Consider the following 15,019-nt stretch of genomic DNA (forward strand, 5'->3'; position numbering starts at 1 on the left):
AATATGAAAGATAACAACGTGAGGATTGTAAAATCCGGAACCTGAGAATCACTGGAGGTGCGAAAGCGATGGGACCCACCAAGACAAAAGGTCGTCGTTTTCCTTTGCTGCCTTTAAGAGGACTTCTGGTCTACCCGAGCATGGTTCTGCATCTCGATGTGGGCCGGGAAAAATCGGTCAAGGCTTTGGAAAAAGCGATGGTTGAAGACAATTTGATTCTCCTGTGTTCTCAATCAGAAGTAAATATTGAAGAACCTACACAAGAGGACATCTTTCGAGTCGGCACGGTAGCCAAGGTGCGCCAGATGCTCAAGCTTCCTAATGGAACTATTCGAGTATTGGTGGAAGGGCTGGAACGCGCCGAGATTATTCAATATACGGACAATGAAGAATATTACGAGGTAATGGCGAAGGAGCTGCACGAGGCAGAAAACGTACAGCCTGAGACGGATGCGCTTATGCGCACTGTATTAACTCAGTTCGAGCATTATATCAACTTGTCCAAAAAGGTAACACCAGAGACTCTCGCTGCGGTATCCGATATTGAGGAGCCGGGACGACTTGCAGACGTGATCACAAGTCATCTTACGCTCAAAATTAAGGAAAAGCAGGATATACTGGAGACGATCGACGTTACTCAGCGTCTGGAGAAGCTTCTGGATATTTTGAACAATGAGCGTGAAGTACTGGAGCTGGAACGTAAAATCAACCAGCGTGTGAAGAAGCAAATGGAGAAGACGCAGAAGGAGTATTATCTGCGTGAACAAATGAAGGCGATTCAAAAGGAACTTGGCGAGAAGGAAGGCCGCGCAGGAGAAGTTGAAGAACTGCGCAACCAGCTAAGTGAACTGGAGCTACCTGTTCCGGTGAAGGAGAAGGTTGAAAAGGAAATCGATCGTCTGGAAAAAATGCCGGCAAGCTCTGCCGAGGGTGGCGTCATCCGTAATTATGTTGATTGGTTGTTAAGCTTGCCGTGGAACAAGTTTACCGATGATGATCTGGATATCGTCAAAGCTGAAGAGGTACTCAATAACGACCACTACGGACTCGATAAACCCAAGGAACGTGTATTGGAGTATTTGGCTGTGCGTAAGCTGGTGAAGACCATTAAGGGACCGATTCTGTGTCTCGTAGGCCCGCCAGGGGTCGGCAAGACCTCGTTGGCCCGTTCGATTGCCAAATCCATGGGTCGGGAATTTGTTCGCATTTCTCTCGGAGGTGTGCGGGATGAAGCGGAAATCCGTGGTCACCGCCGGACTTATGTTGGCGCGATGCCGGGACGGATCATTCAAGGGATGAAGACCGCAGGAACGTCTAATCCGGTATTTTTGCTGGATGAGATTGATAAAATGGCTTCCGATTTTCGGGGGGATCCATCGGCAGCATTGCTCGAAGTGCTTGATCCTGAACAAAACAATACGTTCAGTGACCATTTTGTCGAGCTGCCGTTTGATCTGTCCAATGTGATGTTTGTAACGACAGCCAATGCTGCACACAACATCCCGCGTCCGCTAATGGACCGTATGGAGACACTCTATATTCCAGGCTACACCGAACTGGAGAAGCTGGAAATCGCCAACCGGTACCTATTGCCCAAGCAGAAGAGAGAGCATGGCTTGAACGAGGAACAGTTGGTCATCGGGGAGGATACGCTCCTGCGTGTCATTCGTGAATATACCCGTGAATCCGGTGTGCGGAATCTAGAACAGCAAATGGCTTCTCTGTGCCGCAAGGCGGCGAAGTCCGTTGTATCTGGTGGCGAAGGGCCGATTCAAATCACACCGGATAATCTGAAGGATTATCTGGGTATCGCTAAATTCCGTTACGGTGTTGCAGAACTGGAGGATCAGATCGGTACGGTTACAGGCTTGGCATGGACAGAGGTCGGTGGTGAAACACTGATGATTGAAGTGACGGTCGTACCTGGTAGTGGTAAACTGATTCTTACGGGTAAATTGGGAGACGTTATGAAGGAATCTGCCCAGGCGGCATTCAGCTACACTCGTTCCAAAGCAGTTGATCTGGGCATTGAACTGGACTTTTATGAGAAAAATGATATCCACATTCATATTCCTGAGGGTGCGATTCCGAAGGATGGCCCATCTGCGGGAATTACTATTGCTACCGCATTAATTTCAGCTTTGACCAACCGTCATGTATCCAAGGATGTAGCTATGACGGGCGAAATTACTTTGCGCGGCCGAGTATTGCCGATTGGTGGTTTGAAAGAGAAGTCGCTGGCTGCCCATCGGGCAGGCTACAAAAAAATTCTGCTCCCCAAAGATAATGAACGGGATTTGAAGGATATTCCCGACAGTATCCGGCAGGATGTTGAATTTGTCCCCGTTGCCCATATGGATCAGGTGCTAAAGCATGCTTTGGTTGAGCAGGCAAGGGTACATTAGAGAGGAATTAAGAACACAATGAAAGTAACAAAAGCAGAATTTATAATAAGTGCGGTTGGCCCCGATCAGTTTCCTGTGGACGCTTTGCCAGAGATTGCTCTGGCGGGGCGCTCCAATGTAGGAAAGTCTTCACTGATTAATCGGTTGATTAACCGTAAAAATTTGGCGCGTACCAGTTCTACGCCAGGTAAAACCCAGCAACTCAATTATTACCGGATTAATGATGACCTCTATTTTGTCGATTTTCCCGGTTATGGTTATGCCAAGGTATCCAAAACGTCCCGCAAGGCTTGGGGGCAGATGATTGAGTCTTATTTGCTGGAGCGTGAGCCACTCAAACTGGTGCTTCAAATGGTAGATTTGCGTCATCCGCCGTCCAAGGACGATATCATGATGCACGATTGGCTGCGCCATCACGGGCTTCCAGTCTGCGTTGTAGGTACTAAGGCAGATAAAATCCCTAAAACGCGGCGAGAAAAGCATTATAAGGTAATCAAGCAGGAACTAGGAATACTTCCCGGGGGATTGTTTATCCCCTTTTCATCCGAAGAAGGTATGGGCAAGGAAGAGCTGTGGTCTGTCATCTCCAGCTATATAGAGAATGACGACGAAGAGCAGACGGAATTGTAAGGTTAGGGACGTCCTTGAGGGCGTCCCTTTTTCATGATTCAGGCTTCAAAAAAAATAAACTCACTAAATGGGTAGGAATAATATATAATAACTAAAGGAACTGATAGAATTTAAGCAGAAAAGTGAGGATATGGGGGATAATGCAGTCTCAACCCCATCATTTTCTGTTTATTTCCGATGTATGGCGGAAATTTATGATTTGATGTGCAAGAAAAGCGTTGTAGGTCTGATGTATAATAAAGCATAAAGCTTAAACTTATAGGTTCAGGAAAGAATTGAGGAGATTGGTATGGCTCGGCGGTTAGCCACAGAGTATGTTAAAACCACTTTGACCTTGTCGGAAACTCAAATGGACGAATTTTTGCGGGCAGTGGATGATCCCCAGGTGCATTACTATATTAAAGTTCTAGATAACGGAAGACAGGAAATCGTTCTGGAGCATAATGCGGGTGAGGAAGTTCATTTGTTTTTTGAAGCCCAAGAGGGAGCGTTTGTGTGTGAATTGACTTGCCGCTTAATTCATCCGCAACTAACCCTGTTTATACGCAAACTTTTTGTTCGTTTTAAGGGCGAAGGCATCGTTTACCGAATGTATCAAGGATTCACTATGGTGTATTTTTATAATGAAGGTACGGTTCGTAAAATTATGGAGAAGAATGCCGTAGGCTCCAGGCTGGTATTTGAATATAAAAATACGGTTCAGGAACTGCAACAGCTTTTTCAGCATCAGAACGTCGAAAATGAAATATCAGACGTATATCATCTCATTAATTCGTTGCTTGACCAGCGGAATTTGGCGCGTACTTTCTCGGAGTTGGAGCAGATTGACCACAAGCTTCGAATGAGTTGCTCGAAATTATTTGCACTGGAAGCCTAAAAAAGACTTGAACATCTAGAATGAATCGTTATGCAGTGTAGTCCCTTTCTTTACCGAAAGGGGCTTTTTTATTCCAAAAAAATGATTGCATTTGCTGCACATAGATGTTATTTTTAATCTCGTTGAAAATGAATATAGGAACCAGGATTCACTCAGGACATTGAATGTTGCGAGAGGTTATTCCCTCGGGAAGTGAATGACGTAGGTCCTAGCGGATGAAATTTTTTCAAACATTTTATTCCTAGGAAGGGGGGAACCGAAAGATGGAATTGGAGTACTCAACTTTCGGAAGACACGTTGCCGTAGATACTTGGGGTGTTGAGTTTGAATTACTGAATGATGCGCAGTTTTTGGAGGCTCAATTAGTTGAAGCAGCTGAAGCTTGCGGAGCCACGGTGATGTCCGTGCAATCCAAGCAATTCGAACCACAGGGAGCTACCGTGCTTGTACTGTTGTCGGAGAGTCATCTCTCTATTCATACGTATCCTGAGAGAGGATTTGCCGCTATTGATTGTTATACTTGCGGTGAGACTGTCGATCCACAGCTGGCTATTGATTACCTGGTATCCGTTCTAAAACCGAAAAAAACATATGCGAAGAAGCTGATTCGCGGCTTGGGAGAACTTCAGGTGGAATCACCGGAGTGCAAGTTGGCTGAGTTGGTGTAAATCGTTCTTTTATGGAGCCCTTTGTGCGTCCTATATTATAACCATGGAACATTTCCATGGTTATTTGTTTTAAAAGTGGTTTACACTAAATCAAATCATACAGAACGTGCTAGATGTTCATGAACGCCATCCAATTTTCATAAACAATTCATAAAACAGCCGAAGGAGATTCGGACTTCTGTGATATAATTAACATAGTTTATGATAACAGTGGTTATTCTTATTACAGTTTAGGCAGGTGAATTTGCAATGCACATCGTCGTTGTTGGGTTGAATTATCGTACGGCGCCTGTGGAAGTCAGAGAGCGTTTTACATTTGCAGAAGAAGATTTGCCAAAAGCGCTGGAACAACTCAAACTTACCAAAAGTGTGTTGGAGGGCGTAGTTGTCGCAACCTGCAATCGGACTGAAATATATGTTGTGGTGGACCGCCTTCACATGTGCGGTTATTTTATACGCAGTTTTATGGAGCAATGGTTTGGCATTCCGCGTGATCAATTTACACAACATTTATATATATATGAGGACGAGCAGGCGATTCGGCATTTGTTCCGTGTGACTTGTGGCCTTGATTCTATGGTAATCGGAGAAACACAAATTTTGGGACAGGTAAAGAACGCTTTTCTTCAGGCTCAATCCCAGAAAATTACGGCAACGTGGTTTAATATGTTGTTTAAGCAGGCCGTCACATTGGGCAAGCGTGCCCATTCGGAGACGTCTATTGGAGAAAGTGCCGTATCTGTCAGCTATGCAGCAGTTGAGCTGGGCAAACGGATTTTCGGGATGTTTACCGATAAAAAGGTACTGATTCTCGGTGCTGGTAAAATGAGCGAGCTTACTGTTAAGCATTTGTACAGCGGTGGAGCAGCTGAGGTTATTGTAGCAAACCGAACCCTGTCCCGTGCGGAAGACCTTGCCTCCAAGTTCCATGGAACGCCGGTTACGATGGAGGAAGGCATGAATCGGTTGGCGGATGTGGATATTGTCATTAGTTCGACAGGTGCCCAGGGTTATATTCTGGATCGGACTCGGGTTGAAGCAAGTATGAAACGTCGACAGTCCCGTCCTTTGTTTATGATTGATATTGCGGTTCCGCGTGATCTCGACCCGGCTATTGGTGAATTACAGAATGTTTTCCTGTACGATATTGATGATCTGGAAGGGATCGTGGAGAGCAATTTGGAAATGCGCCGTACCGAAGCTACAAAAATCGAGCATATGATCGAAGATGAGCTTAGCGAGTTTTATCAATGGTTGAAAACGATGGGAGTGCGTCCGGTGATTCGTGCATTACAGGAAAAAGCGGAGTCTGTACATCAGGATACGTTGGAAAGCTTGTTCAATAAGCTTCCTGAGCTGGATGAACGGCAACGCAAAGTGATTAGCCGCTTGACGAAAAGTATGCTGAATCAGATGATGCATGATCCGATCAATCGGGTAAAAGAACTGGCTGTTCAAAAGCAGGGGAATGAGGCCCTAGACATGTTTAGCCATATTTTTGCTTTGGAGGATCGTTTGGATGACGCCGCTCAGAAAGTAGATAAAAGCGATGCATCTGCGTTAATGAAACCGGAAGCCGGTGTTCATGAAAAAACCGTTCAGGCTCAGGCTTTGCCAGCGTCGTTTGCGCCGGCTAGCCTGTAAAGGTGGGTGAACAGAAGTGGCTTCAGGCATGCTTATATATGATTCAATGATTTATGTTTTTGCCCTGAGCCTTCTGTTTGTATTCTCGGATGGGATTCGTCGCAATGCGAATGCTAAACGGACAGGTACAGGGCTTCTTGTTGTCGTTCTGGTGCTCCAGCTTGCTTATATGGGGATAAGAACCTGGAATGAAGGGCATCTCCCTATTTTCGTGACCTACGATTTTCTATTTCTGTTCTCAGTTATTTTGGTACTGATTTCTTTGATTCTGACACGTTATCAGCGATCCGAATTTGCGGTATTGTTGCTTGATATTATTAGTTTTGCAGTGCTAGTGCTCAACAATATATGGATGGAGCCTCTCGACAACCCGCTTGGAAATTGGCATACCGTGCATGGTCTGCTCCTGATTCATATTGCGCTGGCTAATCTTGGTTTTGTAGCAATGACGGTAGCAGCTGTATTTTCGGGGTTATATCTGTTTTTGCATCGTAAATTGAAAGTAAAGAAATGGAATGACACGATCAGACGCCTGCCGAGTCTGGAAATGATGGACCGGTATACGCATATGGCGCTGTTGATTGGTACTCCTTTGTTGGGGGTCTCTATTGTAGTTGCCGTTATTTCTATTATTGCCGAGGAACGCTGGCGTCTCTTGCTAGATACCAAGGTGCTGATGACAGCGATTGCCTTGTGCGTGTATATTATATTTTTAGTGAGCAAAAGATTGAATCAGCGTTCAGGGCTTGTAATGGCAAAGTGGGCATTGGTGGGCTACACGCTATTGATTCTTAATTTTTTGCTGAATTCCTGGTCTGTATTTCATCAGTGGACGGGAGAGTGAAAAGCCTTTTGCAGCATTTTGTCCCGATTTCGTTGAATTGTAAGAATAAGATCTGTTGTGTTGTAGGTGGCGGTAGGATTGCGGAACGAAAGGTAAAGGGGATGATGGAAAGTGGGGCATTCATTACCGTCATTAGCCCGAATATAACGCCGGATTTACAGGTTCTGGCGGATCACAAGCAGCTCCACTGGGTAAATCGCGTATATCGCGAGGGTGACCTCCAGGGAGCCTTTCTTGTATATGCGGCGACGAACCAGAGAGAAGTGAATTATGAGGTTGCGCATGAGGCCAGACAAAGGGGTATACTGGTAAATGTGGCGGATCGATCGGAAGAGGGAGACTTTATAACGCCGGGTACCATTCGACGAGGAAGACTGACGATTAGTATTTCCACAGAAGGGGCTGGCCCTGCTGTAACCACTGATATTACATCAGCTTTGAATACGTTGTTTGGTAGCGAATACGAGCCATATCTGGATTTCATGCACGATATGCGACAGATCATCAAACGTAAGATAAGTTCCCCACAGCAAAGGACCAAACTACTGAGGCGCCTGGCGAGTAGCGGGATTTTGGATCAAATACGGCGTCATGAATTTATGGCTTGGACCGAAAAAGAAATAGACCTATGGATTGCGCAAAATCAGGAGGAATAACATGCGAACAATTGTGGTAGGCAGCAGACAGAGTGCGTTGGCGTTAACTCAGACCGGGCATGTCATTGAAGATTTGAACGCGCTGTGCGCGAAGCATGGAATGGATTTGCAATTTGTCGTGAAGAAAATCCTGACCAAGGGTGATCGAATATTGGATGTAACCTTGTCCAAAGTGGGTGGCAAAGGGCTTTTTGTCAAAGAAATTGAACAGGCCATGCTGGCTGGTGAGATTGATATGGCAGTACATAGTATGAAGGATATGCCTTCCGAATTGCCGGAAGGGCTTGTCAACGGCGCTGTGCCGCGCCGTGAGGACCCACGTGATTGCCTGATCACATTGGGCGCCAAGAGCCTGGAGGATTTGCCTCAAGGGGCAAAGGTGGGCACGAGCAGCCTGCGCAGAGCCAGTCAAATCAAGTCCATGCGACCTGATCTACAATTGGAGCCTGTGCGGGGTAATATTGATTCCCGTCTGAAAAAGCTGGAGACGGAAGGTTTTGACGCTATCATTTTGGCGGCAGCAGGCTTGCATCGGATGGGCTGGAAAGAGCGAATTACGTCCTATATACCGGAAGAAGACTGTTTGCCGGCGGTTGGGCAGGGAGCGCTAGGTATTGAATGTCGTGCGAGCGATGAAGAGCTATTGGCCTTGCTGCGCCTTTACAACGACCGAGATACCTCGGCTACCGTTGCGGCAGAACGAACCTTTCTAGGCGTGTTAAATGGGGGGTGCCAAGTGCCGATTGGGGCTCATGCGGTCTGGGCTGATCAAGAAATCAGCCTCACGGGCATGGTAGGCTCGCCAGATGGCGAGGTTATTTTGAAGGAAACGCTCCAGGGAAATGATCCGCAAAAGCTGGGAGAAGCGGTGGCGGCCAGTTTGATAGCCAAAGGAGCGGAACAGATTCTGGCGCAGGTGAGGGGATGATAGCATGGCAGGAAAAGTATATTTGGTAGGTGCAGGACCTGGAGACGCAAGATTAATTACGGTCAAGGGTTGGGAATGCATTCAATTGGGCGATGTCATTGTGTACGACAGACTGGCAAGCCCGCGCCTCTTGGGATTGATGAAGCCAGGTGCCCAAAAAATCTATGTCGGCAAGTTGCCAGATCGTCACACCATGAAGCAAGAGGAAATTAATCAGCTGCTGGTGGATTTGGCCTTGGAAGGAAAAACAGTTGTTCGTCTTAAAGGGGGAGACCCCACTATATTTGGACGAGTCGGCGAGGAAGCCGGGCTACTGCGTAAACATGGTATTTCCTATGAAATTATACCCGGCATCACATCAGCAATCAGTGTGCCCGCCTATGCGGGCATTCCAGTCACACACCGGGATATGGCCTCATCGCTGTCTATCATTACAGGTCATGAAAGTCCCGATAAACTCGACAAAAGTATTCATTGGGATAAAGTGACGAACGCAACGGGCACACTGATCTTTATGATGGGTGTAGCCAAGATCGGCTATATCAGTGAACAGCTGATAAAACACGGCAAGCCGTCAAATACTCCTGTTGCCTTGATCCGTTGGGGGACCCGCGCCGAGCAGGATACGCTGGTGGGTACGCTGGCGGATATTGAAGCTAAGGTGAAGGCCGCGAATTTTCAACCTCCCGCCGTCATCGTTGTCGGAGAAGTGGTCAATCAACGTGAACAGTTAAAATGGGCTGAGGACATGCCTTTGTTTGGCAAACGGATTTTGGTTACTCGCGCGCGCGCGCAGGCCAGCAGTCTGGTTCGCCGGATTGAGGAGCTTGGTGGCGAGCCATATGAATTTCCAGTTATTCAGACGGTCGCCCCCTCGGACGAGCCAACCAAACAGGAAATTAAAGAGGCATTTGCGCGACTACCTGAATATGATTGGGTGTTTTTCACCAGCGTTAATGGAGTTGAATACTTTTTCACGCACTTAAAGGAACAGGGCAAGGACGTACGCATGCTGTTCAAAGCTCGTATTGCCGCAGTCGGACCAGCTACAGCAGCTGCGCTTCGGACACATGGAATTGTGGCAGAACAGATCGAAGGCCCTTTTCAGGCAGAAGGCTTGCTCGAAGGATTTGAGCAGGATTTGCAGGCAGGGCAGAATGTATTTCTACCTAGAGGTGATCTAGCTCGGCCTTGGCTGCCAGAAAAGCTGAGGGAGATGGGGCTTCATGTGACCGAGGCTGATTTGTATCAAACTGTGCTGGCAGCCAACACACAGGATGACGAGCTCCTCAAGCTGCTTGAGGAACGAGCCATTCACGCGATTACGTTTACGAGTTCCTCAACCGTCACCTTTTTTCTGGAAGCGCTCAGACAAATGGGAATCCATGATCCGTTGTCGCTGCTGGAGGGAGTTACGATTGCTGTGATAGGTCCTTTGACCGGTGAGACAGCTACCCAAGCCGGTTTGACTGTGAGTTTTATGTCAGAGAAGGCAACCATTGAAAGTCTGATCCAATCGTTATGTGACTGGAAACGATCAAGTACTCTTATGACATTATAATTTTTTGTTTTTGCTAATGAATGTATAAAAAATGGAGGTTTGTATTCATGAGTGTTCCTTTTACTAGGCATCGTCGTTTGCGCCAGTCGGCTGCAATCCGCAGCATGGTGCGTGAGACGGTATTGAATCCCGCTGATTTTATCCAACCGATCTACGTAACATTTGGCACTGGGGTGAAACAGGAAATTAGCTCTATGCCAGGTGTATACCGTTTTTCTCTGGATCGGCTGGAGGAAGAACTGAAAGAGATTAGTGAGCTTGGCATTCCCGCCGTGCTCCTGTTTGGCATACCGGAAACAAAAGACAGTGTAGGGACTTCGGCTTTTGTGGACGATGGTATTGTTCAGGAAGCTACTCGTTTGATCAAGTCGCGTTATCCCGAACTGCTGGTTGTGGCTGACACTTGTTTGTGTGAGTTTACGGACCATGGACACTGCGGTATGGTACACATGCATGAGCACGATGGTGAGATATGCGGTGAAGTATTGAATGATGAATCTCTAGAGGTGCTGGTACGTACAGCCGTTTCTCAGGCCAGAGCTGGTGCGGATATTATCGCGCCATCTAATATGATGGACGGTTTTGTACAGGCGATTCGGCAGGGGCTGGATCTGGAAGGCTTTTCACATATTCCGATTATGTCGTATTCCGTCAAATATGCGTCTGCTTTTTATGGTCCTTTCCGGGAAGCCGCAGACTCTGCGCCGCAGTTTGGTGACCGCAAATCCTATCAGATGGACCCTGCCAATGCACGTGAAGCATTGCGAGAAGCGGAGTCTGATGTGCTGGAGGGTGCGGATATGCTGATGGTGAAGCCTTCTCTTTCTTACCTGGACGTGATGCGCACGATTAAGGATCAATTTGATCTGCCTATGGTGGCTTACAACGTTAGTGGTGAATATGCCATGGTCAAGGCAGCCGCTCTCCAAGGCTGGATTGATGAAAAAGCAATGGTGCTGGAGATTTTGACAAGCATGAAGCGTGCGGGTGCAGATATGATTATTACCTATTCGGCCAAGGATGCGGCAAGATGGTTGAAGCAATAAGTCTATTTTTAGAAGATAGGAGTGGTCAGATTGATCGACGAACAACGGAAAGTGCGCAAGGATACGAACTCCAAAGTAGCCTTTGATGAGGCAAAACAATACATTCCGGGTGGCGTTAACAGCCCGGTACGGGCTTTTAAATCTGTTGGGATTACACCTGTATATATTGACCATGGCGAAGGATCGCGTGTATATGATATTGATGGTCAATCCTATTTAGACTATGTATGTTCATGGGGACCGCTTATTATGGGCCATGCACATCCCGAAGTGGTTAAAGCTTTACAGGCTGCTGTTGTAAAAGGAACCAGCTTCGGCGCACCAACGTTGGCAGAAACCGAAATGGCCAAGCTCGTATGTGAGCGTGTTCCTTCTATGGACATTGTACGTATGGTTAACTCCGGAACTGAGGCGACTATGAGTGCGATTCGACTCGCACGCGGATTTACGAGCCGTAGTAAAATTCTTAAATTTGAGGGATCATATCACGGTCATGCGGACAGCTTGCTGATTAAAGCAGGCTCTGGGGTTGCGACATTAGGTTTGCCCGATAGTCCGGGTGTACCTGAAGTCGTAGCCACCCATACCATCACCGTTCCTTATAATGATTTGGCTTCGGTGAAGCTAGCTTTTGAGAAATTTGGCGAAGAGATTGCCGCAATTATTGTCGAGCCAGTAGCAGGCAATATGGGAGTTGTACCGCCACAGCCTGGATTTTTGGAAGGTTTGCGTGAGGTAACCCAGCAGTACGGAAGTCTGCTGATTTTTGATGAAGTGATGACTGGATTCCGGGTTGGACTTCATTCGGCTCAAGGTCGCTTTGGTGTGACGCCGGATCTTACCTGTCTGGGTAAAGTGATTGGTGGTGGACTCCCTGTAGGTGCTTACGGCGGACGTCGCGATATTATGGAGCAGATTGCTCCATCGGGGCCAATTTATCAAGCGGGTACGCTTAGCGGAAATCCGCTGGCTATGGCAGCAGGTTATTCGACACTTAAATTGCTGACGCCAGAAGTATACGATCGCCTGGAAGAGCGGGCAGCAAGACTTCAAGCCGGATTCGAACGTAATGCGAGCGAGCTGGGTATCCCTGTCACGATCAATCGCGTGGGTTCCATGGTTTGTCCATTTTTTACAGAAGAAAAGGTTGTCAATTTTGACACAGCTAAAACGAGTAATCAGGACCACTTCCGCCGTTACTTTACTGAAATGGTGAATGAGGGAGTCAGTGTGGCACCATCTCAATTTGAGGGTATGTTTGTGTCGGGCGTGCATACGGTAGAGGATATTGATGCCACCATTGAGGCGAACTATCGCGCGCTCAAACGTCTATGAGCTGGCAAGGTGGCTGGAAAAGAAGAGGACCGTGGCTGGAAGTCACGCCAGGACGGGAAATCACAGACGGGGAAAAAAACAATGCTGATGCTGTAGATCAGTGGTTGCTGAATCGTTTGGAATTACCGGAAAAGCTGTGGCGCAGACTGCGTCATGCAAAAGAGATTGAACTTACAGGGGACCGGCTGCGGCTGGCCCTTTTTCCTGTAATGAACCTTGGAATCACCCCTCGTTGGTATGATTTGAAGGTACTGTATGAAGATGATTTTTGCCTGGTAGTGCATAAACCGGCAGGTATGGCAGTACATCCGGATGGCGCTGTGCAGGATGGTCCGCTGACGTTGGATCATGCTGTCGCATCCTACTATGAGATGAATGGCATTCATGCGGCGGTACGGCATGTACATCGTCTGGATGTGGATACGACGGGCCCAGTGCTATATGCCAAAAATGAATTTGCGTTGCTCAAGCTGGACGAGCAAATGCGAGCTAAGGATATAGGCCGCAGGTATGTGGCTTTGGTACGAGGGAAAGTACCCCCATCGCTGCGAACGTTGGATTGGCCGATTGGCAAGGACAGGCATCATAAGCAGCGCCGTCGTGTATCTCCAACTGGGCAAAAGGCGGTTACCCATATTGAACTCGGAGAAGTATGGGGAAGCGGTCCAAGTGCAGTGAGTCTCGTATATCTGACGCTGGAGACAGGCCGGACGCACCAGATTCGCGTACATCTTAGTCATGCTGGCTACCCATTGCTTGGGGATGTATTATACGGGGGGCGGGCTACTGATTTTGGCAGGCAGGCGCTGCACGGAGAGCGTCTTACTTTCTGTCATCCGCTGAGTGGCGAAACGATTACCGTGGAGGATGCTTGGCCGGATGATTTTCAAAAGCTACACAAACAGCTATAAAAGATGGCATGCCTTCTATTTTGGCGCATATACTTGAACCTAGAAACGGTTTGCAATATGGAGTTTCCGTGCGCCTGACCAGAAGTCAGAGGATGTGCGGAGACTGCCCAAAGGAGGATGCCATCCTTGAACAAACAACAGAATGATCAGCCGCAAGGCTTGCGTTTTGATATTTATGAACGCATTCATTTGACGGAGGAAGCTGCCGGGATTGCTGAGTTGGAGGAAATTGAGCTTCTGCCACGCATTCAGGTTGTAACCCACGGCGACCATGCCGCTTTGCGAGGGCATTTGCTGCTGGAGGGCGTGTACCGCACACCTGAACAGATCACGAGCGAGCTTCATCATTTGATCCCTGTGGAAATTACCATTCCGCTAAACCGCGTAGGGAGATTGGAAGATATCTCTGTCGAGATTGAAAATTTTGATGTGGACCTGCTTTCTTTACGTAGTCTAAACATTACAGGCGTTCTTTCTTTGCATGGCGTGGAAAGCTCGCACGCGGAGGAGACGGCGGTTTGGCTGGATGAGGAATTTACCGTAGTGCATGCACCTGAGCATCCGGTTCAATCCCTTTCCGCCGATGGAGAGCATCATGCAGAGGCCTATTCTACCAATGACTCGTCCTCCGATTACGTTACAGATCCTGAAACTTCCTACAGGGTGCCAGCACAACAGGAGTCCGTTTCTTGGGAACAGCCGTCTGAGGAACATGAGGAACAGAAGTCATTGTCGGAACAGCAAGCTTATGAGTCGGCAGTAGATCCTAACCGATTCTATGAGCCTTGGACGGGCAAAGCAGTTGAAGACAGCTCTCCCGAGGTCAAGCATGAGCATGGGTCTCCGGAAGTGTGGGGATTTCAGCAAGAGGAAGCATGGGCAGGGGGAAATGAGCCCAAAGTATCTTCCGCATCTCCTAATATAGTATATGAACCTTTGCTGTCTGAACCGCATCCTGCCACGGAGTCCGAGGTCTATCTGGAGCCACAGTTGGAAGCGAGTCAAGTAGATAACTTCGACTTCAGGCCTGAAGCGTCAGAACAGGTTAACCACGAGGCCCATGACACCTTTACTGAGGATAAGCCAGAGATGCGTGTAGCGCTCAACAGTAAAAAGGATGAAAGGGCAGACGAGCCAGACCCGGTTGTCTACTCATCATTACTCCAATCCAGCCGTTCGGTGAAGGAAGCCGAATACCAGCAGCAGTTGGAGCAGGAGCCGCAGGATCAGGATCAGAAAGCCGAAGAAGAGCGAGAGAATGCCAAGTGGAAGAACCTTTTTTTTCATACACAAGATGAAACACCTTTTCGCAAGGTGCGGTTATGCATTGTACAGCGCGAGGATACACTGGAAACCATAGCTGACCGTTATCAGCTCAGCACACGTGAGCTTCAACTGTATAACAGATTGGCGGAGCATCATGTGGAAGAAGGACAGGTATTGTATATCCCTTGATCCGGTTGCTGAAAAATGCACGGCGGGTGTTGACTATAGTCAATGGGAAATGTATGATG

13 protein-coding genes are annotated in these 15,019 nt (G+C 47.7%); all 13 read left to right on the forward strand.

Annotated features, from left to right (window positions below; translation table 11 throughout):
• Positions 1-68 precede the first annotated feature (68 nt).
• On the forward strand, positions 69-2,405 hold the full coding sequence (gene lon / locus WA407_RS16690; RefSeq protein ID WP_134903684.1) for an endopeptidase La: 2,337 nt from the start codon (positions 69-71) through the stop codon (positions 2,403-2,405).
• Between the two features lie 18 nt (positions 2,406-2,423).
• Positions 2,424-3,035, forward strand: a complete 612-nt coding sequence (gene yihA / locus WA407_RS16695; RefSeq protein WP_061828820.1) for a ribosome biogenesis GTP-binding protein YihA/YsxC — start codon at positions 2,424-2,426, stop codon at positions 3,033-3,035.
• A gap of 289 nt (positions 3,036-3,324) precedes the next feature.
• Positions 3,325-3,912, forward strand: a complete 588-nt coding sequence (locus tag WA407_RS16700; protein WP_336077817.1) for a non-ribosomal peptide synthetase module — start codon at positions 3,325-3,327, stop codon at positions 3,910-3,912.
• Positions 3,913-4,181: 269 nt separating this feature from the next.
• Positions 4,182-4,580 carry an adenosylmethionine decarboxylase gene (gene speD, locus WA407_RS16705; protein WP_025365654.1) on the forward strand — a complete coding sequence of 133 codons (399 nt, stop codon included), beginning with the start codon at positions 4,182-4,184 and terminating at the stop codon, positions 4,578-4,580.
• A gap of 249 nt (positions 4,581-4,829) precedes the next feature.
• Positions 4,830-6,224 carry a glutamyl-tRNA reductase gene (gene hemA / locus WA407_RS16710; protein ID WP_069290219.1) on the forward strand — a complete coding sequence of 465 codons (1,395 nt, stop codon included), beginning with the start codon at positions 4,830-4,832 and terminating at the stop codon, positions 6,222-6,224.
• Between the two features lie 16 nt (positions 6,225-6,240).
• Positions 6,241-7,068 carry a cytochrome c biogenesis protein CcsA gene (gene ccsA / locus WA407_RS16715; RefSeq protein WP_235308606.1) on the forward strand — a complete coding sequence of 276 codons (828 nt, stop codon included), beginning with the start codon at positions 6,241-6,243 and terminating at the stop codon, positions 7,066-7,068.
• Positions 7,065-7,724 carry a precorrin-2 dehydrogenase/sirohydrochlorin ferrochelatase family protein gene (locus tag WA407_RS16720; RefSeq protein ID WP_237166291.1) on the forward strand — a complete coding sequence of 220 codons (660 nt, stop codon included), beginning with the start codon at positions 7,065-7,067 and terminating at the stop codon, positions 7,722-7,724. The genes ccsA and WA407_RS16720 overlap by 4 nt, the downstream gene beginning before the upstream one ends.
• Before the next feature lies 1 nt (position 7,725).
• Positions 7,726-8,652, forward strand: coding sequence for a hydroxymethylbilane synthase (gene hemC, locus WA407_RS16725; RefSeq protein WP_336077818.1), 927 nt, complete (start codon positions 7,726-7,728; stop codon positions 8,650-8,652).
• A 4-nt stretch (positions 8,653-8,656) separates the two neighbouring features.
• A complete protein-coding gene (gene cobA, locus WA407_RS16730; RefSeq protein WP_061828814.1) occupies positions 8,657-10,213 on the forward strand; it encodes a uroporphyrinogen-III C-methyltransferase in 1,557 nt (518 codons plus the stop codon).
• Positions 10,214-10,260: 47 nt separating this feature from the next.
• Entirely contained in the window at positions 10,261-11,259 is a 999-nt protein-coding gene (hemB, locus tag WA407_RS16735) for a porphobilinogen synthase (RefSeq protein WP_235308613.1), read from the forward strand.
• Positions 11,260-11,289: 30 nt separating this feature from the next.
• Positions 11,290-12,594, forward strand: coding sequence for a glutamate-1-semialdehyde 2,1-aminomutase (gene hemL / locus WA407_RS16740; RefSeq protein ID WP_235308614.1), 1,305 nt, complete (start codon positions 11,290-11,292; stop codon positions 12,592-12,594).
• Positions 12,591-13,505: an RluA family pseudouridine synthase gene (locus WA407_RS16745; RefSeq protein WP_250266510.1), complete on the forward strand. Its 915-nt coding sequence runs from the start codon at positions 12,591-12,593 to the stop codon at positions 13,503-13,505. The genes hemL and WA407_RS16745 overlap by 4 nt, the downstream gene beginning before the upstream one ends.
• 126 nt (positions 13,506-13,631) lie before the next feature.
• Positions 13,632-14,960, forward strand: coding sequence for a LysM peptidoglycan-binding domain-containing protein (locus WA407_RS16750; RefSeq protein ID WP_336077819.1), 1,329 nt, complete (start codon positions 13,632-13,634; stop codon positions 14,958-14,960).
• Positions 14,961-15,019 lie beyond the last annotated feature (59 nt).

Source organism: Paenibacillus sp. 203 (assembly GCF_037027525.1).
GTDB classification, from domain to species: domain Bacteria; phylum Bacillota; class Bacilli; order Paenibacillales; family Paenibacillaceae; genus Paenibacillus; species Paenibacillus polymyxa_B.

Bases quoted from the DNA above. Each gene is read 5' to 3' on its own strand.
- cobA (WP_061828814.1), top strand. From the start codon at position 8,657: ATGGCAGGAAAAGTATATTTGGTAGGTGCAGGACCTGGAGACGCAAGA.
- lon (WP_134903684.1), top strand. From the start codon at position 69: ATGGGACCCACCAAGACAAAAGGTCGTCGTTTTCCTTTGCTGCCTTTA.
- WA407_RS16700 (WP_336077817.1), top strand. From the start codon at position 3,325: ATGGCTCGGCGGTTAGCCACAGAGTATGTTAAAACCACTTTGACCTTG.
- hemA (WP_069290219.1), top strand. From the start codon at position 4,830: ATGCACATCGTCGTTGTTGGGTTGAATTATCGTACGGCGCCTGTGGAA.
- hemB (WP_235308613.1), top strand. From the start codon at position 10,261: ATGAGTGTTCCTTTTACTAGGCATCGTCGTTTGCGCCAGTCGGCTGCA.
- hemC (WP_336077818.1), top strand. From the start codon at position 7,726: ATGCGAACAATTGTGGTAGGCAGCAGACAGAGTGCGTTGGCGTTAACT.
- yihA (WP_061828820.1), top strand. From the start codon at position 2,424: ATGAAAGTAACAAAAGCAGAATTTATAATAAGTGCGGTTGGCCCCGAT.
- WA407_RS16745 (WP_250266510.1), top strand. From the start codon at position 12,591: ATGAGCTGGCAAGGTGGCTGGAAAAGAAGAGGACCGTGGCTGGAAGTC.